Origin of the sequence: Streptomyces sp. NBC_00435 (genome assembly GCF_036014235.1) — a bacterium.
Lineage (GTDB): Bacteria > Actinomycetota > Actinomycetes > Streptomycetales > Streptomycetaceae > Streptomyces.
In genome coordinates this window covers 2,011,346-2,031,479 of the sequence record NZ_CP107924.1, presented here as the reverse complement: position 1 = coordinate 2,031,479, position 20,134 = coordinate 2,011,346, and the positions used below count along the sequence as shown (strand labels likewise).

Genomic DNA, 20,134 nt, shown 5'->3' with positions numbered 1-20,134 from the left:
GAGGACGCAGTGAAGCTGGAATCGATGTACCAGGAACTGATCCTGGACCACTACAAGCACCCGCGCGGGCGAGGCCTGCGCGACGGCGACGCCGAGGTGCACCACGTCAACCCGACGTGCGGTGACGAGATCACCCTGCGCGTGAAGTACGACGGCGAGAAGATCACCGACATCTCGTACGAGGGTCAGGGCTGCTCCATCAGCCAGGCCGGCGCGTCGATACTGAACGAGCTGCTCGTCGGCAAGGAGCTGGGCGAGGCGCGGAAGATCCAGGAAGTGTTCCTGGAGCTGATGCAGTCCAAGGGCAAGATCGAGCCCGACGAGGCCATGGAGGAGGTGCTGGAGGACGCGGTCGCGTTCGCCGGTGTCTCCAAGTACCCGGCCCGGGTGAAGTGTGCCCTGCTGAGCTGGATGGCGTGGAAGGACGCGACCGCCCAGGCACTGGGCGACGCCGAGAGGAAGACGGCATGACCGAGAACGCGACGCCCGAGGCGTCCATCAAGCCGGCCACCGAGGAAGAGGTCCGCGAGGCCCTCTACGACGTGGTCGACCCCGAGCTGGGCATCGACGTCGTCAACCTGGGCCTGATCTACGGCATCCACGTCGACGACGCGAACATCGCCACCCTCGACATGACCCTCACCTCGGCGGCCTGCCCGCTGACGGACGTCATCGAGGACCAGGCGAAGTCGGCGACGGACGGCATCGTCAACGAACTGCGCATCAACTGGGTCTGGATGCCCCCGTGGGGCCCGGACAAGATCACGGACGACGGCCGCGAGCAGCTGCGCGCGCTCGGCTTCAACGTCTGATCCGAGATCGACGGCCGTCCGACGGCCGAGTGAACACGAGACCCCCGGCACGGGTGTGCCGGGGGTCCGCTGTTTTCCCGGCGGACGGGCCGCGTGCACCGGGAGTTGGCCACGGTGGCCGAATCTTCTCGACGGCCGTCACAACGTGGCGGCGCACACGAGAGGACCATCAGTGACCGTTCGTTCTTCACCGGCACGCCGTTTCGGTGCCGTGGGAGCCGCCGGGGCCGCGGCCCTGCTGGTCGCGGGGCTGACCGCGCCCGCTTCGTACGCCTCGCAGGACACCGCCCCCGCACCGACCATCGCGCTCTCCTCCGGCCACCTCTCCGGGGCCGTCGGCGCGATCGGCGATCCGGGCATCGCCGTGGACATCGCGCAGGAAGGGATATCGGCCTCCTTCCTCAAGGTCACCGTCCTCTCCTCCAGCAACCCGGCGGTCGCCGCCCCCGGCGACGTACGGATCGAGCGGACCGGCCGCGGCGGCCGTGAGCTGACCGTGCGCCCGCGCGGCCGCGGCTACACCGACCTGACGCTCCAGGTGACCGGCCGCGGCGGCCGGACGGCCACGGCCACCCTCTCCTACGCCGCTTCGGCGCGGGTGGGCTCCGGTGTCCTCGGCACCCGCTACCTCACCGGCTCCGCGGATGCCTCGGCCGCCGTGGACGTGGGCGAGGGCTACGCGCTGGTCGCCGATGACGAGAGCAACGTACTGCGCCTGTACGACCGTTCGCGCTCGGGCGCCCCGGTGAAGACCTGGGACCTCGGGCCCGCGCTCGGCATCAAGAAGGAAGCCGACATCGAGGCCGCGGCCCGGGTCGGCGACACCGTCTACTGGACGGGCTCGCTCGGCAACAACAAGGACGGCAAGTACAAGGCCGAGCGCAACACCGTCTTCACCACCAGGCTCACCGGGACGGGCGCCGCCACCGAAGTGGTCCTCGGCTCCGCCTACAAGGGCCTGCGCGAGGACCTGATCGCCTGGGACGCGGCGAACGGGAACCGCTACGGCTTCGCGGCGGGCACGGCGGCCGGCCGGATCCCGAAGAGCATCGACGGGTTCAACGTGGAGGGCCTGGAGTTCGCTCCGGGTTCGGCCACCACCGCCTACCTGGGCTTCCGCGCCCCGCTGGCGCCCGCGGTGCCCGGCGGCAAGGCGCTGATCGTGCCCGTCACCAACATCGACCAGGTCGTGGCCGGCGCGGCCAGGCCGCTCTTCGGGCAGCCGGTCGAGATGGACCTCGGCGGCCTCGCGATCCGCGACATCCGCAAGAACGCGGCCGACCAGTACCTGATCCTGGCCGGCTCCTGGGCGGCGGACGACAACTCCGATCCCTACGCGCTCTACCAGTGGGACGGCGTCCCGGCCCACGCGCCCGTCAAGCGGGCCGACCTGCCCACCACCGACCCCGGCGGCTGGGAAGCCGTGGTCTGCGTACCCAACCTGCGGGTGCCCGGCGCCCGCGTCCAGCTGATCACCGACAGCGGCTCCGCCGATCTGTACGGGGACGGCACCGAGGCCAAGGACCTCGTCCACCCGGAGTGGAAGAAGTCCCGGTCCGCATGGTTCACGCTCGGCACGATTCGTGGAGGCACCCGTTGAAGCCCCAGCAGGCACAGAGGAAGCGGCAGACGTACACGAGGCTCGGGATCGCGGGCATCGCGGCGCTGGTGCTCGCCGGTACGCCCCTGGTATCCGCGCAGGCCGTCTCCTACGGCACGCCCACCATCTCCCTGTCCGCCTCGTACCTGTCCGGGGCCGTCGGCGCGACCGGTGACCCGACTGTGGACGTGACCGTGGCGCAGAGCGGCGCGGACGTCTCCGCGCTCACCGTCAGCGCCTCCGCCTCCAGCAAGACCTCCGTTGCCGGGTCGGGCGACGTGACCGTCACCGGGGCGGGTGCGGTACGCCGGCTGGCGGTCGCGGCGCGTGGCCGCGGCTACACCAACCTCACCGTCAAGGTGACCGGGCTGGGCGGCAAGACCGCCACCAAGACCCTGTACTACGCCGCCTCTCCCGCCGTGCAGAACCCGGCAGACGCGCGCTACTTCACCGGCGCGTCCGACTCCTCGGCCGCCGTGGACGTCGGCGGCGGCTACACGGTGGTCGCCGACGACGAGAGCAACGTGCTGCGCCTGTACGACCGTTCCAGCTCGGCCGCCCCGGTCAGGACCTGGGACTTCAGCTCGCAGCTCGGCGTCACCAAGGAGGTGGACATCGAGGGGGCGACCCTGATCGGCAACACCGTGTACTGGACGGGCTCACTCGGCAACAACAAGGACGGCGAGTACAAGGCGCCCCGCAACACGGTGTTCACCACCACGCTGAGCGGCTCCGGGTCGGCCACGCAGCTCGCGTACGGCCGCTCGTACAAGAAGCTCCGCGACGACCTGGTGGCCTGGGACACGGCGAACGGGAACCACTACGGCTTCGCGGCCGGTACCGCCGACGGCGAGGCGCCGAAGCAGATCGACGGGTTCAACGTGGAGGGCCTGGAGTTCGCGCCGGGGTCGACCACCACCGCCTACCTGGGCTTCCGCGCCCCGCTGGCCCCGGCCGTGCCCGGTGGCAAGGCGCTGGTCGTGCCGGTGACCAACTTCGACAAGGTGCTCTCCACCGGTGCCAAGGCCACCTTCGGCGCGGGCATCGAGCTCGACCTCGGCGGCCTCGCGATCCGCGACATCCGCAAGAACGCGGCCGACCAGTACCTGATCCTGGCCGGCTCGTGGGCGGCGGACGACAACTCCGATCCCTACGCGCTCTACCAGTGGGACGGGATCGCGGGCCACGCCCCGGTCAAGCGGGCGGACCTGCCGACCACCGACCCGGGCGGCTGGGAGGCCGTCGTGGACGTCCCGGACCTGTCGGTGGCGGGCGCGCGGGTGCAGCTGATCACCGACAGCGGCTCCGCCGACCTGTACGGGGACGGCACCGAGGCCAAGGACCTCACCCACCCGGAGTGGAAGAAGGCCCGGGCGGCCTGGTTCACGCTGAACTGAACCACCGGTACGGACACGCCGCGAGACCGGACCGGCCGTTGACGACGGCCGGTCCGGCTCAGTCCCACCAGAGCGACCACACGGTCGACCGGGCGGGGGCCGGGGAAGTCCCGTGGGCGTGCGGATGCGGACGGGCGGCCGCAGCGCTGTGTACAGGCGTCCACATCGATGTGTACTGTTGTACGCATGCCCTACGTCCTGCTTGCCGCCGCCATCGCCGCCGAGGTCGCCGGTACCACCGCCATGAAGTTCAGCGAGGGCTTCACGAAACTGTGGCCCTCCCTGATCACGGTGGCCGGGTACCTCATCGCCTTCACCCTGCTCGCGCAGACGCTGAAGTCGATGTCGGTCGGGACGGCCTACGCGATCTGGGCCGGCGTCGGGACGGCCGCGATCGCCGCGATCGGCATGGTCTTCATGGGGGAGGCCGCGACGGCCGCGAAGATCGGCGGCATCGTGCTGGTGATCGCCGGGGTCGTGCTGCTGAACCTCGGCGGGACGACGCACTGATGGCCCGCCGGTACGACCCCGACCGCAGGCAGCGCATCATCGACGCGGCGATCCGGGTGGTCGGCGCCAAGGGCATCGCGGGGCTGAGCCACCGCAGCGCGGCGGCGGAGGCGGACGTACCGCTCGGCTCGACGACGTACCACTTCGCGACCTTGGACGATCTGCTGGTGGCGGCGCTGCGCCAGGCGAACGAGAGCTTCACCCCGGTGCTGCCCCCCGGGACGGACCTGGCCGCGTCGCTGGCGCGGCTGCTGGGCGAGCTGCTGTCCGGGGACCGGGCGCGGGCGGAGCTGGAGTACGAGCTCTACCTGGCCGCCCTGCGCCGCCCGGCCCTGCGCCCGGTGGCGGCGGAGTGGTACGAGGCCGTCGCCGGAGCCCTGTCGGAGCGGGTGGACCCGGCGACGGCGCGGGCGGTGGTGGCCGTGATGGACGGGCTCAGCCTGCAGGTGCTGCTGACCGGGGCGGAGTACGACGAGTCCGGCGCCAGGGAGATCCTGGGCCGGGTCATGCGGCCCTGACGGGCGCCTTCGGGGGTGCGGCTGGCCGGCGGCGCGCGGATTCCGGCCGGCCGGGGCCCAGCCCCACCCAGCCTCAGCCCGCCCCGGCGTGGTCAGCGCGCCCCGGCGTGGTCAGCCCGCCCCGCGGACGGTTTCGAGGGCGGCCGTCACGCTCGCCGCGATGTCCCGGACCGGGTAGAAGACCTCGCGGACCGTCCGGTCGCGGTCCACGACCAGCGTCAGCCGCTTCAGCCGGCTGACGCCCCCCGCCCGGAACGTCGGCAGCCGCAGCGCCGCGACGAGCCCGAGCTCCGCGTCCGAGAGCAGCGGGAAGCGGAGCCCCTCGGCCTGCGCGAACTCCCGCTGCTCGTCCGGCCGCTGGGTCGACACCCCGTGGACCGTCGCCCCCGCCGCCGTGAACTGCGCCAGCTGGTCGCGGTAGGTGCACGATTCGAGCGTGCACCCCCGAGCCCCGGGGATCCCGGCCCATCCCGGCGGGTAGGACTCGGCCCGGGCGTACGCGCCCGGGAAGCAGTACAGGACGGTGAACGGCGTGTCCGCCACCGGATCGCGGAGCTCGCCGAAGCGGTCCGGCAGCGACAGCTCCGGCAGCCGGGTGCCGCGCAGCGCGTGGACCCGTACGGCCTCGCGTGAAGCCTCGTGCGCTGTCGCCGTCATCTCTCCCTCTCCCAGTACCCAGGTGTCCCCCCAGTCCTGGAGGGCGACCAGGACCGGCAGCAGAGCGCGCCCGCGCGGGGTCAGGCGGTACTCGTGGCGCACCGGACGCTCCTGGTACGGCTCGCGCGTCAGCACGCCCGCCTCGACCAGCAGCTTCAGCCGTTCCGTCAGGACCTTCCGGGACACGCCCAGCTCGCGCTGGAACTCCTCGAAGCGGTGCACGCCTCGGGCGGCGTCGCGCACGATCAGCAGCGTCCACCAGTCGCCCACGACGTCGAGGGCCTGGGCGATGGAGCAGTCCGCGTCGTCGAGGTGCGTGCGCTGGGCCATGGGCACTCCTTTGTCCGTTGACCCGAGGTTGCCATGCTGGCATAGTCAGTTCCCAAAAGGAACTGACACGGGGGTCAGCGGGTGCGGCTGCTGCAGGGATTCAAAGAAGTGCCGAGAGCGGTCTGGCTGCTCTCACCGGGCGTGTTCGTCAATGCCCTGTCCAGCTTCACCTTCGTCTTCGTCTTCGTGTACCTGACCGGCCCGCGCGGACTCTCCGTCGCCGAGGCCGGCCTGATCACCGGCATCGGCGGCATCGGCCTGATCGCCGGCAATTTCACCGGCGGCGGGTACGGGGACCGCTTCGGTCACCGGCGCGTCCTTCTCGTGGCCTCCGTTCTCGCCGGCGGAGCCCTCACCTTCCTGCCCGCGCTGCCCACCGCCGCGCTCTACTTCGCCCTGCCGCCGGCCCAGTACGCCCTCGGGGCGATCCGCTCCGCCAACTCGGCGCTCGTCGCCGTGATCGTCCCCGAGGGGGCGCGCCGCCAGGCCTTCGCCGTCGTCCGCTGCGTCTCCAACGGCGGCTTCACCCTCGGACCGCCGCTCGGCGCCCTGATCGCGACCGGCCTGTCCTACGACTGGCTCTTCGTCGCCGACGGCGTGGGCACCCTCGCCTTCGCCCTGTGGACCGCGCGCGTCGTGCCGGCGCGCGGCGCCGCGAACACCCCCGCCGCGGCCCCGGACGGGGGTCTGGGCCGCGGCGTCTGGGGGGAGTTGCGGGCCAGGCCCGCCGTCCTCGTCCTGCTGGGCGCGATCCTGGTCGTCGACGTGATCTACCGCCAGCAGTACTCGACGTTCCCGGTCTACCTCGCCGACCACGGCCTCGACACCGGCGTCTACGGGCTGGTCATCGCCCTCAACGGCGCCGTCATCCTTCTCCTGGAACTTCCCGCCGCCGTCGCCCTGCGGGCCCGCCCGCCGCTGCGCGTCGTCGGCGTCGGACTGCTGCTCGTCGGCGCGGGGTACGGGGCGCTGCTGCTCGGGACCGGGCTTGCAACCGCGGTCCTGATGATGGTGCTGCTGAGCCTGGGCGAGATCCTCTACAAGACCCCCGCGACCGCCTACGTGGCCGACCAGGCGCCCGCGCACGCCATCGGGCTGTTCCAGAGCCTGTACGCGGGGGTCTCCGCCAGCGGGGTCGTACTGGGCGGGCCGCTCGGCGGAGCCCTGTACTCCGCCGCGCCCGGGCTGCTGTGGCCACTGTGCGCGGCGCTGGCGGCGGGGGCGGGCGGGGCGGTGCTGTGGACGTCGGCGCGGCCGGGGCGGCGGGTGCGGCCGGGGTCTTCGGAGCCGACGGTGCCGGGGACGGCGCCGGACCTCGGGGAAGACCCGGTGCGACACGACTCGCGCCCGGCACATGAGACCGGTTCGCGACCGCGGGCCGTCGCCGGTTAGGTTTCGGACATGACTGCTACGCGTACCACCGGCGCCGTCGCCGCCGGCCTTGCCACCATCACCGCCGACGGCACCGTCCTCGACACCTGGTTCCCCGCCCCCCAGCTGGTCGCCGAGCCCGGCCCGGCCGGCACCGAGCGCCTCACCGCCGATCAGGCCGTGGAACTGCTCGGGGCCACCGCGCCCAAGGCGATCCGCCAGGACGCGGTCCGCGGGGTAGAGGTCGTAGCCGTCCGCACCGTGATCGCCTCCCTCGAGGACAAGCCGCTGGACGCGCACGACGCGTACCTGCGCCTGCACCTGCTCAGCCACCGCCTGGTCAAGCCGCACGGCCAGAACCTGGACGGCGTCTTCGGCCTCCTGACCAACGTCGCCTGGACCTCGCTCGGCCCCGTCGCCGTGGACCAGGTCGAGACCGTGCGCCTCAACGCGCGCGCCGAGGGCCTGCACCTGCAGGTCACCTCGATCGACAAGTTCCCGCGGATGACGGACTACGTCGCCCCCAAGGGCGTGCGCATCGCCGACGCGGACCGGGTCCGCCTGGGCGCGCACCTCGCCGAGGGCACCACCGTCATGCACGAGGGCTTCGTCAACTTCAACGCCGGCACCCTCGGAACCTCCATGGTCGAAGGCCGCATCTCGGCCGGTGTCGTGGTCGGCGACGGCTCCGACATCGGCGGCGGCGCGTCCACCATGGGCACCCTGTCGGGCGGCGGCAAGCAGATCATCTCGATCGGCGAGCGCACCCTGATCGGCGCCGAGGCGGGCGTGGGCATCGCGCTGGGCGACGAGTGCGTCGTCGAGGCCGGCCTGTACGTCACCGCGGGCACCCGGGTCACCCTGCCGGACGGCCAGATCGTCAAGGCCCTGGAGCTCTCCGGCGCCAGCAACATCCTCTTCCGCCGCAACTCGGTCACCGGCGCCGTCGAGGCCCGCCCGTACAAGGCGGCCTGGGGCGGCCTGAACGAGGTCCTCCACAGCCACAACTGACCGGTCCCGGTCCGCGGACCCCGGCGCCCTCCCACCCCGACGGGGTGGGAGGGCGCCGGGGTCCCGGCGGCGGTCAGGGCCGGTCCACCGAGGCGGCGAAGGCCCGCTGGACCTCGCCCTCGTGCGGGGCGCCGGGGCGGTCAGTGCAGGGGGATCGTGCGGACCAGGCCGGCGAAGGCCTGCTGTTCCGCCTCGGTCAGCTCCACCGACTCCAGCGGATGCACCGAGATGCCGCGCTGGGCCGGGATGACCGAGAGGCCTTCGAAGGCGCCTGGCTCCGGGTGGTGGAACCGGCTGTCCCACAGCATGTGGCCGAGGCCGACCAGCCAGACGAGGGCTGCCACGAGCAGGACGGCGATGCCGATTTCCTGGGCGAGGGAGATGGAGGGGAACACACGGTCCTCCCGAGGGGTGCGGTGCAAGATCGGGCGTGGAGACACTCAACACCAGAACCGCCCGAATGTGTGGAGATGTGCTGAGCGTCACGCCAGGGCCGAAGGTCCCTTCCTTGGCTCCCGAGGGTCCCGATCGACGGTCCCGGCCTGGGGCCGGCCCGGGCCCGGCCTAGGTCAGCGGCAGCCTGAACCCCTCGTGGCTCCGGGTGAAGCCCAGCCGCTCGTAGAAGCGGTGCGCGGCGCTCCGGCGCTTGTCGCTGGTCAGCTGCATCAGGCCGCAACCCTGCTGTCGCGCCCGTTCCCGCGCCAGCCCCATCAGCTCGGCCCCCAACCCGCCGCCCCGCCGGTCCGCGCGGATCCGTACCGCCTCCACGAGCGCCCGGTCCCGCCCGCCCTGGCCGAGACCCGGGATGTACGTCAGCTGCAGGCAGCCCACGACGGCACCGTCCTCCTCCAGGACCAGCAGCTCGTTGCGGGCGTCGGCCTCGATGGCGGCGAAGGCCCGCTCGTGCGCCTCGCTGACCTCGCTGAACCCGCCGGCCCGGGGGATCGCGGGGGTCCCGGCAGCCGCCTTGTCGTCCTGGGCCAGAAGGGCGAGTACCACCGGCAGGTCCTGGCGCGTCGCGGTGCGGAAGATCATGGGGGGATCATGCCAAAGGGGCCGGGCGGCGGTGCGGCCCGGCCCCTTCGGCGCCGCCGCTACGGGCGGAAGCGGACGACCTGCGGGTCGTGGTCGCTGTTCTGGTTGGCGAACTCCGCGTTGATGTGCACGCTGTCGTAACTGAACTGCTTGATGCCGGGGCTCGTCAGGATCTGGTCCAGCACCTGCGCGTTGCCCTGGTAGACGTACGAGTACCGCTCGGCCTTCGGCAGCGACTTGACCGCCGAGTACAGCGCCCCGCCGTCCTCCAGCGCCTGCGTCGTGCCCGAGAACTCGAAGTCGTTGATGTCACCGACCGCGAGGACCGAGGCCTTCTTGTCCACCGCCAGGATGTCCTTCACGAAGGAGTTCACCGCCTGCGCCTGGAGCAGCCGCTTGGCCTCGGAGGACCGTACCGGCGGCTGGTGCACGGACGTCAGCCCCTCGTCGCCGCCCTTCGAGCCGAAGTGGTTGGCGATCACGAAGACGGTCTTGCCGCGGAAGACGAACTCGCCGGCCAGCGGCTTGCGGCTGTCCACCCACGCCGGGTTCGCCGGGTCGATGCGGCCGGGCGAGTGGGTCAGGGCGGCCTTGCCGTTCTCCGTGGTCACACCGGTCGCCGTCACCGCGTCGCCCGGGGCGCGCTCGGTGAAGGAGACCCGCGCCGGGTTGAAGAGGAACACCTGGCGGATGTTGCCGCCGGGCTCGCCGCCGTCCTTCTTGTCCTGGGGGTCGACCGTGCGCCACTGGTACGCCGGGCCGCCCGCGGCCGCGATCGCCGCGGTGAACTTCGTCAGCGTGGCCTCGGCCGAGACCGTGCCGTCGTTCTTGGCGCCGTTGTCGTCCTGGATCTCCTCCAGGGCGAGGATGTCGGGGGAGGAGAGGTTCTCGACGACGGCCTTCGCCAGGTTGTCGAACTTCTCCTGCGGGTCGGTCGGGTCGAGGTTCTCGACGTTGTACGTGGCCACCGCGAGCTCGTTCGCGGCCTGCGCCTTGGTCTTCTCGGGGGCGAGGGTGCCCGCCTTGACCGTGCCGAGGGTGCGGGCCACCAGGGTGTAGCCGCCGAACTGGTTGAAGTCCAGCGGGCCTTCGGTGGCGCCCACCAGCTTGTCGCCGACGTTGGCCACCGGGAACGGCTGCTGCGCGAGCGGCGCGAGCTGCTGGATCTGCAGGCGGCCGGTGTTCTGGGAGTCGTACGAACCGTAGAGCGTGCCGCCGCGCTTGGCGGTGTTCTCCCAGCCCTTCACCGTCACCCACAGCTCGGCGTACGGGTCGGTGGCGCCGACCACGCGCGAGGTGCCGATCTTGACGTTCATGCCCTCCAGCGACTCGTAGTAGTCCAGGGCGTAGCGCGAGGGCTCCAGGGTCAGGCCGTTGACGCTGCCGCCGGCCGCGGGGTCGCCGGCCGGGGAGTACTCGGACGGGACCGAGTACTCGTTGACGGCGGTGGCCTCGGGCAGGGCGTTGCCGGAGGAGACCACGGTCACGACCGGCTTGGAGATCTGGGTGACCGACTGGTTGCCGGAGGAGACGCCGCCGGGTATGTACTCGCCGACCAGGCCGGAGACCTTGACGGCGTCGCCGAGCGCGACGGTCGGGGCCGAGCTGGTGAAGACGAACACGCCCTCGCTGGTGGCGTCGTTGTCGTCCGCGTCCGGGTCCTGGATCCAGAAGCCGCGCGAGCCGTACGTACGGACGCCCGTGACGATGCCCTCGACGTCGGCGACCTGCTTGCCGGCGAACGGGGACGTCCGGGTGGTGCCCTGGATGTCGTGGATGCGTATCGGATCGGCGGACGCGGCGCCTTCGGCAGCCTCGGCGGTACCCGCGAGCAGGCCGGTGGCCAGTGCGGTGGCGACGAGGGCCGCGACGGCGGCAGAACGGGGATGCGAGGAGCGCATGGGCAGGAACTCCGGTGTGTGGAGGAGGAAGCAGATATCTACGCGCGTCAATTTCCTTCTTGGTCAGCAAAGTTGTCAAGCCCTACAGGGAATACGGCAGCTGACTGTGGGATGAACCAAAGGGGATGACCGGCCGGACGCGCCCGAAATGCGTCTACCCTGGAGCGCCGTACGACCCGTACCCGAACCACCCGTGCCCGCGAGGAGAACCACCCGATGTCCGCAGACTCGCACCCCACGCTGCCGCCGGTACGGCTGCTCCCCGACGCGGAACTGGCCCGGGACGCCCTCGCCGCCCCGCTGTTCGCCCGCGCCGTCCGGCTCGCCCGCTGGGCCGGACCGGCGACCCGGGTGGACATCGGCGGCGAGCTCGTCGCCGCTCAGGTGCCCGAGGCCGTCGCCCTGCTGGGCCTCGATCCCGCCGACGAGGACTCCGCGGCGTACGCGAGCCAGGCCTGGCGGGTGGCCGTCGACACCGGGCTCGTCGACGTCACCGAACCGGAGGAGGACGCCCCGGAATCGGCGGAAGCCGCCGGTGGCGAGGGGGAGTCCGGCACGGCCGAGCCCGGTGAGGACCTGGCGCTGGTCACCGGAGGCACCCCCGGCGACGTGCTCGACCTGTGGCTCGCCGCCCTGGACACCGTCCTCGCCGACGCGGCCGTTCCCGCCCTGGACGACCTCGTGGACGCCCTCGACGCGGGTGGCGAGATCGACTTCGACCAGCTCGACTGGAACCCGCGCCGCGAGGCCGACTTCCTCGACGGGGTGCTCGCCAACCTCTACCTGCTGTCCGTCGCCGAGGGCGGTGCGGCCGACGGCCCGGTTCCGCTGCCGGTGCTCGCCGCCTCGATGGTCGTGCCGGACGACATGGGCGATCCGACCGACGCCGTCCTGGAACAGGTCTCGGACGCGATGATGCGCCTCGACGACCAGTTCCGGCAGCTGGAGCCCATCGGGCTGGTCGAGTTCCGCCCCGTCGACGAGGACCTGATGGCCGAGGCCGAGGACGAGGAGTTCCTCCCGGGCTCGGGCTCGGGCGACGCCCCCGACGAGGAGGACGTCTCCCGCTACGGGATGGTCCGCCTGACCCCGCTCGGCCTGTACGGGATCCGGGCGCGGATGCTGGAGGCCGGTGTCGAGGCCCCGGCCGTCGGAGAACTGGCGGGCAAGGGCGCGGACGTGCTGCTCGACGTGGTCTCCCACTACTCGGAGAGCGCGGCCCAGGCCGAGATCGAGCAGTGGCTGGCCGGCCGCCCCGTGCCCACCGCCGTCGCGGAACTCCTCGCCGCGGCACGCGGAGCCGACGCGGGCGCGCCGCTGCGCCGGCTCCGCTGCCAGCAGGCCCTCGCACCGGCCGGAGCGGAGGCCGAGCCGGCCGTCCGCGCGGTGCTGGACGACGCGGAGCTCGGCGGGCTCGCCCGGGTCTGGCTGGCCGAGCACGGGGTGGCCGACGTACCGGCGCCGGACGAGGAGATGGTGTTCTGGTTGACGGTCGACACCATCGCGGCCCAGCTCGCGGCGGACGGGGAGGACGGGGGCGGCGAGGCGCGGGAACTGCCGCTCCTGATCGAGTCGCTGACCGCGCACCACGCGGGGTTCTTCGAGCAGGCGTGGCGGGTGGAGCACCCGGCGACGGCCTACGTCCTGGAGGCGATGGGGCGGCTGCACCCGGACCGCAAGGCGGCGAAGGAGGCGCGCAAGGCCGCGTTCAAGGCGCGTTCCCGCAACGCGTGAGGCGGCGGTAACGAGCCGTTCGCCGGAAGGAGTCGGCCAACGGGGGCACCGGGAAGGGGTCGATTCGTTTTCCCGGGTAGTTCAGTCGGCGTTCACGTGCGGGCGGGAGCGTGTGCGCCGACGACCGCACGACAGGCGCACCACCTCCCCACCCCTGGAGACCCGATGCCGCTCAGCCGCAGAGATTTCACCTCCCGCACCGTACTGGCCGGTGCGGGGGTCGCGCTCACGGGAACGGTCGGCGCACTCGCCACCGCCCCCGGGGCCCTCGCCGCCGACGACAGCACGGTGCCGGGCGGGCAGGACGCGCAGGGCCACGGGCACGGGCACGACCACGGCCCCGGCTACGGCCCGCTCGTCCCCGACCCCGCCGGCATCCTGGCCCTCCCCGCCGGATTCGCCTACCGCGTGATCACGCACAGCGGAGTCACCACCCTCGATTCCGGCGAGACCACCCCGTCCAACCACGACGGCACGGCCGCCTTCGAGGGCCACCGCGGAGTCACCCTCCTCGTCAACAACCACGAGCTCAAGGGCCCGCGCGCCGGCTGGACGCACCCCGTCCCGCTCACCGAGGGCCTCGTCTACGACCCGGCCGCGGCCGGTGGCTGCACGGTCGTCGAGGTCCGGCGCGGCGGCGAGGTCGCGGAGTGGGTCGGCGTCGCCGGTACGTCCACCAACTGCGCGGGCGGCGCCACCCCCTGGGACACCTGGCTGACCTGCGAGGAGACCGAGGACCTGGCCGGCAAGAACGGTATGACCAAGGACCACGGCTACGTCTTCGAGGTGGACCCGCACGACCGCCGCGCCAACCGCGATCCGAAGCCCGTCAAGGCCTTCGGGCGCTACGCCCACGAGGCCGTCGTCATCGACCCGCGCCAGGGCCACGCCTACCTCACCGAGGACGCCTCCGGCCCCAACGGGCTGCTCTACCGCTGGACCCCGCCGAGCGGATTCCGCCACGGGCGCGGCAAGCTCCGTACGCTCGCCGCCGACGCCGGTGTGCTGGCGGCCGCCAAGTGCTTCGACAGCGGGGGCCTGTTCGTGGACGACCTCTCGCGGGCGACGCGGATCGGGACCACCTACGGGGTCGACTGGGTGCCGGTGGCGGACCGCGACGCCCGCACCGTTCCGGTGCGCAAGCAGTTCGGGGCGTCGGCTGTGACCCGGGCGCGCAAGCTCGAGGGCATGTGGTGGGCCGACGGCGGGACGTACTTCGTCTCCTCCTACGCCCGCGAGGAGAGCCCGGGCGCGGCCCACGACGGCCAGGTGTGGTTCTACGACCCCAAGCGGCGCACGGTGCGGCTGATGGTCCTGCTCGGGGTGAACGCCGATCCGTCGGTGGACGGCGGCTACGACGGCCCGGACAACATCACGGTCTCCCCGTACGGCGGTCTGATCATCGCCGAGGACGGCTCGGGGCTGCAGCACCTGTTCGGCGCGACCGAGTCGGGGCGCACCTATCCGCTGGCCCGCAACGAGTTGAACCTGGGGACGGAGCAGGAGCCGGAGTACTCGGAGTTCACGGGCGTCTGCTTCTCGCCGGACGGGCGGACGCTGTTCGCCAACATTCAGGATCCGGGCATCATGCTGGCCATCACGGGTCCGTGGCGGCGCGGGCGCTGACCGCGGACGCACCGCGACGAGAAGAGCCGCCGGGCCCTTGGGGTCCGGCGGCTCTCGTTCGTCGTGTTCATCGGTCCGGCTGGATCACTGAGCTTCGGCGCGGCTGGCCGCGGCCCACTCCTCGAGGAGGAATTCGTACGCCTCGGAGGGCCACTCGCCGTCCACCCGGCTCTCGACGAGCTGCCGGATCGCCTCGTTCGCCTCGGCGGCGGACGGGCGGGCGGGGCCCGCGGGCTGGAGTGTCTGGTGCATGGGTTCAAGGCTACGGGCGGGCACTGACAGCCACCTCCGTATTAAGGGTGGAACAGATCACCCGCAGCGGGCGTCCGTCGCTCCATGTGCCCGCTCACCTGCTCAGAGTGCCTGTGCGGCGGGCTTGACCATGCCGCGCACTGTGCGCGACTTCACAAACTCGCCCATGGCCGTCATCTCCCATTCGCCCGAAAACTGCTTGATCAGCTTCGCCATCATCACGCCGGTCTGCGGCTCGGCGCTGGTGAGATCGAACCGGACCAGCTCCTCGCCGCTCGCGGCGTCGATCAGGCGGCAGTAGGCCTTGGCCACCTCGGTGAACTTCTGGCCCGAGAAGGAGTTGACCGTGAAGACGAGGCCCGTCGCCTCGGCGGGGAGCCGGCCGAGGTCCACGACGATCACCTCGTCGTCGCCCGCGCCGTCGCCGGTGAGGTTGTCGCCGGAGTGCTTGATGGAGCCGCCCAGGATCGACAGCTTTCCGAAGTAGCAGCTGTCGATGTGGTTGCGCTGCGCTCCGTACGCGATGACCGAGGCGTCCAGGTCGATGTCGCGGCCGCGGAACGCGGGCTCCCAGCCGAGGCCCATCTTGACCTGGGAGAGCAGCGGGCGGCCGCCCTTGACCAGGGACACGGTCTGGTTCTTCTGGAGGCTGACCCGGCCCTTGTCGAGGTTGATCTTCCCGGCGCCGGGGGCGGGTGCGGCGGGCGCGGGTGCGGCGGCCACCGGGACCGGCGCAGGAGCCTGCGTGGGCGTGGGCGCGCCGGCCCCGGCGCCGAGCCAGGGGGAGGCCGGGTACGCGGACGGCGCCGGGGGAGCGGGCGGGGCGGGCGGGGCCACGGGTGCGGGGGCGGCGGCCGCCGGAGCGGGCTCCTCGTCCACCGAGACCCCGAAGTCGGTCGCGATGCCGGCGAGGCCGTTCGCGTAACCCTGGCCGACCGCGCGCACCTTCCAGACGCCGCCGCGCTGGTAGACCTCGACGACCACCAGGGCGGTCTCGGTGCCGAGCTGGGGCGGGGTGAAGGTGGAGATCACCGCTCCGCTGACGGCGTCCCGCACGGTGGCGGTGGGCTCGATGCCCTGGAAGGTCTGTCCCGCCGCGTCAGGACTGGCGGTGATGACGATCCGCTCGATCCCGGACGGGACCGATCCGGTGTCCACCGTGATCGAGTCCGGTGCCGTGCCGCCGCCGGACTGATAGCTGACGCCGGGGCCGGCCGGCTGGTTGAAGAAGATGAAATCGGCGTCGGAACGCACCTTGCCGTCGGCGGCGAGGAGCAGCCCGGACACGTCGAGCCGCACCGGGGCAGCCACGTCCACCGTCACGCGGACGGTGTTGAGCGGCAGGTTGGAACCAGGGGTCATAGCGGTCATGCCGGGAGAACGACCGAGGGTGCTTTGCCGTTCCCTTACTTTCTCCCGGATTCCTCGCAGTCCCCCTGGACTCAGGCGCGTCCCTGGTTGCGGGGGTGGTTCTTGGCCATCCGTTCGTTGCCGAACTTGTAGGCGCCGGTCCAGCGGGCCATCACCAGCTGGGCGTCCCCGGATTCGACCTCGGCCAGGAACTTGCCGGCCCGGCCGCCCCGCAGGGTCGTCGCGGACCGGCCCTGATGGGTGATGACGACACTGTTGTCGCCCGTTCGTTCGTACGAGAATCCGTGCGGCTTCGGCATGAGGCGCAGCTTGCCCGCACGGGGGCGGAGGCGGCAACGCATTAAGCCCAGGCCCGCCGGCCTCCCCCGCCCCCGGGCGGCTCAGTCGCCGGTGACCCGGCGCGGGAGGCTCAGGGGGTTGGCCTCGCGGAGCTCCGGGGGGAGGAGGGGGTCCGGGACCGACTGGTAGGCCACCGGGCGCAGCCAGCGTTCGATCGCGGTGCCGCCCACCGAGGTGGAGTGGGAGGTCGCCGCCGGGTAGGGACCGCCGTGGTGCTGGGCCGGGGCCACCGCCACACCGGTCGGCCAGCCGTTGACCACGACCCGTCCGGCCAGCGCTGTGACCTGGGAGATCAGCTCCGCCGCGGGCCCCGGGCCGCCGTCCGCCTCGGCGGCCGACAGCTGGAGGGTCGCGGTGAGGTTCCCGGGCAGCCGACCCAGTACGGCGGCGGCCTCGCCCTGGTCGGCGTACCGGGCGAGCACGGTGACGGGGCCGAAGCACTCCTCCAGGAGCACCTCGTAGGGCCCGCCCTCGAGCAGGGTCCGCGCGGGGACGCTCAGATAGCCGGCGCCGACGGTGTGCTCGCCGCCCGAGCCGGGGGTGACGGGCGCGTCGACCCCGGGCAGCGCGGCGCGCTCGCGGACCCCGGCGACGAAGTTCTCCCGCATCCGGTGGTCGAGGAGCACCCCGGGCTCGGTCTCCCCGAGCGCCTTGGTCAGCGCGCCGGCCAGCCGGTCCCCGTCCGCGCCCTCGGGTACGAGCACCAGGCCGGGCTTGACGCAGAACTGGCCGACGCCGAGGGTGACCGAGCCCGCCAGTCCGCCGCCGATCTCCTCGGCGCGTTCCGCGGCGGCCGCCGCGGTGACCACCACCGGGTTCAGCGAGCCCAGTTCCCCGTGGAAGGGGATCGGAACGGGCCGTGCGGCGGCGGCGTCGAACAGCGCCCGCCCGCCCCGGATGGATCCGGTGAACCCGGCGGCGCTGATCAGCGGGTGCCGGATCAGCTCCAGGCCCGCCTCGAATCCGTGCACCACGGCGACGACCCCGGCCGGCAGCCCCGAGGCGACGGCGGCCCGGCGCAGCAGCGACACGCACAGCTCGGAGGTGGCGGGGTGGTCGGGGTGCGCCTTGACGACGACCGGGCAGCCGGCGGCCAGCGCGCTGGCGGTGTCGCCGCCGGGGACCGAGAAGGCGAGCGGGAAGTTGGAGGCGGCGTAGACCGCGACCACGCCCAGCGGCACCTTGTAGCGGCGCAGTTCGGGGCGGGGCGGGGCCGTGGTGGGATCGGCGCGGTCGATGCGGATGTCGAGGTAGGAGCCCTCGTCCACGGCGTCGGCGAAGGCGCGCAGCTGACCGGTGGTGCGGGCGAGCTCGCCGGTGAGCCGGCCCGGGCCCAACGCGGTCTCGGCGTCCGCGGCCTCGATGACGTGGGCGGCGGCCTCGTCCAGCAGGTCGGCGGCGGTCCGCAGGAACGCGGCGCGCACGGTGGCGTCGGCGAGCGCGCCGCGGGCCGCGTGGGCCGCGCGCACGGCTTCGTCCACCTCCCGGGGTGTGGCCTCCACCGCAACCTGCTCGCGGTCCTTCCCGGTGCGGGGGTCCACACTCCAGACTGGTGTTGCTGCCATGGCGAACTGCCTCCTGGATCTACGCTGACCCGCGCGGATGCGTTCAGTATTGTGAACGCCGTTCCGGTGGATGAATGATCACATCCACCGTGGACTCTATTTCCGTGTCTTCCGGGTGACAAGTGACGAGCAAGAGACAGAGGGGCACGAAGGCGAATGACTGCAGCTGAGTCGGGGGGCTCGGGCGCGCCTGCGGCCGTCAAGTCGGCGGTGCGCACGGTCCTGTTGCTGGAGCACTTCGCGGCACGGCCGGGACTGCACAGCCTGGCCGACATCCAGCACGACCTCTCCCTGCCCAAGTCCAGCCTCTACATGCTGCTGCGCACCCTGGTGAACCTGGGCTGGGTGGAGACGGACGCGACCGGGACGCGGTACGGCATCGGCGTACGGGCACTGCTCGTCGGCAGCTCGTACATCGACGGGGACGAGGTGGTCGCGGCGGCGCGGCCGACGCTGGACCGGCTCTCCGACGACACGACGGAGACCATCCACCTGGCCCGGATGGACGGGACGAGCGTGGTCTACCTGGCCACCCGGCAGTCGCAGCACTACCTGCGGCCCTTCACCAGGGTCGGGCGGAGACTGCCCGTGCACTCGACCGCGCTCGGCAAGGCGCTGCTGGCCACGCACACCGACGAAGAGGTGCGCAGACTCCTGCCGCGGCGGCTGGAAGCCGTCACCGAGCACACCATCACCGACCGGGACCGGCTCATCGAGGAGCTGGCGCTGGTGCGGGAGCAGGGGTACGCCGTGGACCGGGAGGAGAACACGCTCGGACTGCGCTGCTTCGGGGTGGCGGTGCCGTACCGGACGCCGGCGCGGGACGCGGTGAGCTGCTCGGTGCCGGTGGCGCGGCTGACGCCCGGGCACGAACGGGGCATCAAGGCGGCGCTGTTCGCGGCGCGGGACCGGCTGTCGGTGGTGACGCGACGGATGTAGTGGCTCCGGCTCCGGCTCCGGTGCCGGCGCCGGCGCCGGAGCCGGCTCTCGCGCCGGCTCCGGAGCCGGCGCAGGTTCGGGTGGGGCGGTGGAGGGCGCGGTTCCTCCCCCGGGCGGGGGAGGCGGTTCCCCTTCAAGGGGGAGGTGGCGGGGGCGCGGACGCGGGACCGTTGGGTCATGACCACACGAGCAGTTCACCCGGCGCGGTCACCACGACCGACCCACGACGAAGCACAGCCGCCCTCCGCGCGCCGCCCCGGCGCCGGGAGGCGGATCCCGGCCGCGGTGGCCGTCGCCGCCATCGTGCCGTACGTGACGCTGAAGGCCGCCTGGCTGGCTGGGAGTCACATCGGGATACCGGCGGGCAGCGTGCTGCGGGAGCCCTCGCCGGTCACCGTCGCGGCGAATGCCGTCAGCGTGTGCATGGACGCCTGCGTGATCGTGCTCGTGCTGGTGCTCACCAGACCCTGGGGCAAACGGGTGCCGTCCTGGCTGCTGACGGTCCCGAGCTTCGTCGCCACCGGCCTGCTCACGCCCATCGTCCTCGGGTTCCCCGGTCAACTGCTCCTGAGAGCCGCCGGTCTGGGGCCGGACACGGCCGCGCGGGCGGCCGCGGACCCCTTCCTCGAGCCCTGGGTCTTCCATGTCGTCCACTCGGGCTTCATCATCCAGGCGGTGGCCCTGGCCGCCCTGTTCGTGCCCTATGCGCGGGAGCGCTGGGGCCGGCGCTGGCAGGGTCCCCTCGGCGCGCGGCTTCCGTCACCCACGGGGGTGGTGGCGGGAGCCGCGGCAGTGCTGGCCGCGCTGGTTGCCGGGACGCACTTCTACTGGGCCGCCGGTGGCACGGCCGGGCGGAACGCGGCGCAGATCGCGCAGTACTCCTCGGACGCCGCCGTGGTCCGCGCCGTCCACGGGATGTGCGCGCTGACCGCCGGGGCCGGGGCGGTACTGCTCGCACGGGGTGGGCCCGGGCGGGCGCGGTGGCCGCTGGTCCTGGCGTGGACGGGGTCCGCGGCGACCCTGTGCTGGGGGATGTGGATGCTGGCGGCCTTCACGAGCGGGGCCCCCGGCCCGGACGAACGGACCACCTCGGCTGGCTACTTGATCTACGCGGGCCAGATGATCACCGCCCTCCTCGCGACCGCCGTCACGGACGGTTCCTGGCC

The 20,134-nt window shown here is 72.6% G+C and carries 21 protein-coding genes; 11 read left to right on the top strand and 10 right to left on the bottom strand.

Features of this window, described 5'->3' with window-relative positions; all coding sequences use genetic code 11:
- Positions 1–9 precede the first annotated feature (9 nt).
- From sufU to OG389_RS09285, 6 genes are all read left to right on the top strand, one after another.
- A complete protein-coding gene (gene sufU / locus OG389_RS09310) occupies positions 10–471 on the top strand; it encodes a Fe-S cluster assembly sulfur transfer protein SufU (protein ID WP_328297989.1) in 462 nt (153 codons plus the stop codon).
- Entirely contained in the window at positions 468–812 is a 345-nt protein-coding gene (locus tag OG389_RS09305; RefSeq protein WP_215020285.1) for a metal-sulfur cluster assembly factor, read from the top strand. The genes sufU and OG389_RS09305 overlap by 4 nt, the downstream gene beginning before the upstream one ends.
- A 172-nt stretch (positions 813–984) precedes the next feature.
- Positions 985–2,412 (top strand): hypothetical protein, encoded by a 1,428-nt coding sequence (locus tag OG389_RS09300; RefSeq protein WP_443059233.1) that lies wholly within the window; start codon positions 985–987, stop codon positions 2,410–2,412.
- Positions 2,409–3,809 (top strand): DUF3616 domain-containing protein, encoded by a 1,401-nt coding sequence (locus tag OG389_RS09295; protein ID WP_443059232.1) that lies wholly within the window; start codon positions 2,409–2,411, stop codon positions 3,807–3,809. The genes OG389_RS09300 and OG389_RS09295 overlap by 4 nt, the downstream gene beginning before the upstream one ends.
- A 186-nt stretch (positions 3,810–3,995) precedes the next feature.
- Positions 3,996–4,319 carry a DMT family transporter gene (locus OG389_RS09290; RefSeq protein ID WP_328297988.1) on the top strand — a complete coding sequence of 108 codons (324 nt, stop codon included), beginning with the start codon at positions 3,996–3,998 and terminating at the stop codon, positions 4,317–4,319.
- Positions 4,319–4,837 (top strand): TetR/AcrR family transcriptional regulator, encoded by a 519-nt coding sequence (locus OG389_RS09285; RefSeq protein WP_328297987.1) that lies wholly within the window; start codon positions 4,319–4,321, stop codon positions 4,835–4,837. Before OG389_RS09290 ends, OG389_RS09285 begins: the two co-directional genes overlap by 1 nt.
- A 111-nt stretch (positions 4,838–4,948) precedes the next feature.
- On the opposite strand, the gene OG389_RS09280 is transcribed toward OG389_RS09285, so the two are convergent.
- Positions 4,949–5,824: a winged helix-turn-helix transcriptional regulator gene (locus OG389_RS09280; RefSeq protein ID WP_328297986.1), complete on the bottom strand. Its 876-nt coding sequence runs from the start codon at positions 5,822–5,824 to the stop codon at positions 4,949–4,951.
- A 108-nt stretch (positions 5,825–5,932) separates the two neighbouring features.
- Here OG389_RS09280 and OG389_RS09275 point away from each other — a divergent pair, with 108 nt between their 5' ends.
- The gene (locus OG389_RS09275) at positions 5,933–7,216 is read left to right on the top strand and encodes an MFS transporter (protein WP_443059231.1); all 1,284 of its coding nucleotides are present in this window, start codon (positions 5,933–5,935) and stop codon (positions 7,214–7,216) included.
- 9 nt (positions 7,217–7,225) lie between these two features.
- Complete coding sequence (gene dapD / locus OG389_RS09270; protein ID WP_328297985.1) at positions 7,226–8,206, top strand: 2,3,4,5-tetrahydropyridine-2,6-dicarboxylate N-succinyltransferase; 981 nt, start codon at positions 7,226–7,228, stop codon at positions 8,204–8,206.
- A gap of 140 nt (positions 8,207–8,346) precedes the next feature.
- On the opposite strand, the gene OG389_RS09265 is transcribed toward dapD, so the two are convergent.
- From OG389_RS09265 to OG389_RS09255, 3 genes are all read right to left on the bottom strand, one after another.
- Complete coding sequence (locus OG389_RS09265) at positions 8,347–8,601, bottom strand: hypothetical protein (protein WP_328297984.1); 255 nt, start codon at positions 8,599–8,601, stop codon at positions 8,347–8,349.
- Between the two features lie 169 nt (positions 8,602–8,770).
- A complete protein-coding gene (locus OG389_RS09260) occupies positions 8,771–9,241 on the bottom strand; it encodes a GNAT family N-acetyltransferase (protein ID WP_328297983.1) in 471 nt (156 codons plus the stop codon).
- A gap of 59 nt (positions 9,242–9,300) precedes the next feature.
- Positions 9,301–11,142, bottom strand: a complete 1,842-nt coding sequence (locus OG389_RS09255) for an endonuclease/exonuclease/phosphatase family protein (RefSeq protein WP_328303630.1) — start codon at positions 11,140–11,142, stop codon at positions 9,301–9,303.
- Between the two features lie 216 nt (positions 11,143–11,358).
- Here OG389_RS09255 and OG389_RS09250 point away from each other — a divergent pair, with 216 nt between their 5' ends.
- Together OG389_RS09250 and OG389_RS09245 are read left to right on the top strand one after the other, a co-directional pair.
- The gene (locus OG389_RS09250; protein ID WP_328297982.1) at positions 11,359–12,876 is read left to right on the top strand and encodes a hypothetical protein; all 1,518 of its coding nucleotides are present in this window, start codon (positions 11,359–11,361) and stop codon (positions 12,874–12,876) included.
- Positions 12,877–13,041: 165 nt separating this feature from the next.
- Positions 13,042–14,502, top strand: coding sequence for an alkaline phosphatase PhoX (locus OG389_RS09245; protein WP_328297981.1), 1,461 nt, complete (start codon positions 13,042–13,044; stop codon positions 14,500–14,502).
- An 84-nt stretch (positions 14,503–14,586) separates the two neighbouring features.
- On the opposite strand, the gene OG389_RS09240 is transcribed toward OG389_RS09245, so the two are convergent.
- The 4 genes from OG389_RS09240 to OG389_RS09225 all read right to left on the bottom strand — a co-directional run bounded on the left by OG389_RS09240 (position 14,587) and on the right by OG389_RS09225 (position 18,029).
- Complete coding sequence (locus tag OG389_RS09240; RefSeq protein WP_243338429.1) at positions 14,587–14,754, bottom strand: hypothetical protein; 168 nt, start codon at positions 14,752–14,754, stop codon at positions 14,587–14,589.
- A 102-nt stretch (positions 14,755–14,856) separates the two neighbouring features.
- Complete coding sequence (locus OG389_RS09235; RefSeq protein WP_328297980.1) at positions 14,857–16,116, bottom strand: TerD family protein; 1,260 nt, start codon at positions 16,114–16,116, stop codon at positions 14,857–14,859.
- A gap of 80 nt (positions 16,117–16,196) precedes the next feature.
- Positions 16,197–16,424, bottom strand: a complete 228-nt coding sequence (locus tag OG389_RS09230) for a hypothetical protein (protein WP_328297978.1) — start codon at positions 16,422–16,424, stop codon at positions 16,197–16,199.
- 81 nt (positions 16,425–16,505) lie between these two features.
- A complete protein-coding gene (locus OG389_RS09225; protein WP_328297977.1) occupies positions 16,506–18,029 on the bottom strand; it encodes an aldehyde dehydrogenase (NADP(+)) in 1,524 nt (507 codons plus the stop codon).
- A gap of 156 nt (positions 18,030–18,185) precedes the next feature.
- Here OG389_RS09225 and OG389_RS09220 point away from each other — a divergent pair, with 156 nt between their 5' ends.
- A complete protein-coding gene (locus OG389_RS09220; RefSeq protein ID WP_328297976.1) occupies positions 18,186–18,968 on the top strand; it encodes an IclR family transcriptional regulator in 783 nt (260 codons plus the stop codon).
- A 344-nt stretch (positions 18,969–19,312) separates the two neighbouring features.
- Here OG389_RS09220 and OG389_RS09215 read toward each other — a convergent pair whose 3' ends face one another.
- On the bottom strand, positions 19,313–19,501 hold the full coding sequence (locus tag OG389_RS09215) for a hypothetical protein (protein WP_328297975.1): 189 nt from the start codon (positions 19,499–19,501) through the stop codon (positions 19,313–19,315).
- A 291-nt stretch (positions 19,502–19,792) separates the two neighbouring features.
- Positions 19,793–20,056 carry a hypothetical protein gene (locus tag OG389_RS09210; RefSeq protein ID WP_328297974.1) on the bottom strand — a complete coding sequence of 88 codons (264 nt, stop codon included), beginning with the start codon at positions 20,054–20,056 and terminating at the stop codon, positions 19,793–19,795.
- Positions 20,057–20,134 lie beyond the last annotated feature (78 nt).

What these genes read in the sequence shown, in the direction of transcription:
- OG389_RS09305 (WP_215020285.1), top strand. Translation starts at nt 468, where the DNA reads ATGACCGAGAACGCGACGCCCGAGGCGTCCATCAAGCCGGCCACCGAG.
- OG389_RS09290 (WP_328297988.1), top strand. Translation starts at nt 3,996, where the DNA reads ATGCCCTACGTCCTGCTTGCCGCCGCCATCGCCGCCGAGGTCGCCGGT.
- OG389_RS09285 (WP_328297987.1), top strand. Translation starts at nt 4,319, where the DNA reads ATGGCCCGCCGGTACGACCCCGACCGCAGGCAGCGCATCATCGACGCG.
- OG389_RS09280 (WP_328297986.1), bottom strand. Translation starts at nt 5,824, where the DNA reads ATGGCCCAGCGCACGCACCTCGACGACGCGGACTGCTCCATCGCCCAG.
- dapD (WP_328297985.1), top strand. Translation starts at nt 7,226, where the DNA reads ATGACTGCTACGCGTACCACCGGCGCCGTCGCCGCCGGCCTTGCCACC.
- OG389_RS09260 (WP_328297983.1), bottom strand. Translation starts at nt 9,241, where the DNA reads ATGATCTTCCGCACCGCGACGCGCCAGGACCTGCCGGTGGTACTCGCC.
- OG389_RS09255 (WP_328303630.1), bottom strand. Translation starts at nt 11,142, where the DNA reads ATGCGCTCCTCGCATCCCCGTTCTGCCGCCGTCGCGGCCCTCGTCGCC.
- OG389_RS09250 (WP_328297982.1), top strand. Translation starts at nt 11,359, where the DNA reads ATGTCCGCAGACTCGCACCCCACGCTGCCGCCGGTACGGCTGCTCCCC.
- OG389_RS09245 (WP_328297981.1), top strand. Translation starts at nt 13,042, where the DNA reads ATGCCGCTCAGCCGCAGAGATTTCACCTCCCGCACCGTACTGGCCGGT.
- OG389_RS09240 (WP_243338429.1), bottom strand. Translation starts at nt 14,754, where the DNA reads ATGCACCAGACACTCCAGCCCGCGGGCCCCGCCCGCCCGTCCGCCGCC.
- OG389_RS09235 (WP_328297980.1), bottom strand. Translation starts at nt 16,116, where the DNA reads ATGACCCCTGGTTCCAACCTGCCGCTCAACACCGTCCGCGTGACGGTG.
- OG389_RS09230 (WP_328297978.1), bottom strand. Translation starts at nt 16,424, where the DNA reads ATGCCGAAGCCGCACGGATTCTCGTACGAACGAACGGGCGACAACAGT.
- OG389_RS09225 (WP_328297977.1), bottom strand. Translation starts at nt 18,029, where the DNA reads ATGGCAGCAACACCAGTCTGGAGTGTGGACCCCCGCACCGGGAAGGAC.
- OG389_RS09220 (WP_328297976.1), top strand. Translation starts at nt 18,186, where the DNA reads ATGACTGCAGCTGAGTCGGGGGGCTCGGGCGCGCCTGCGGCCGTCAAG.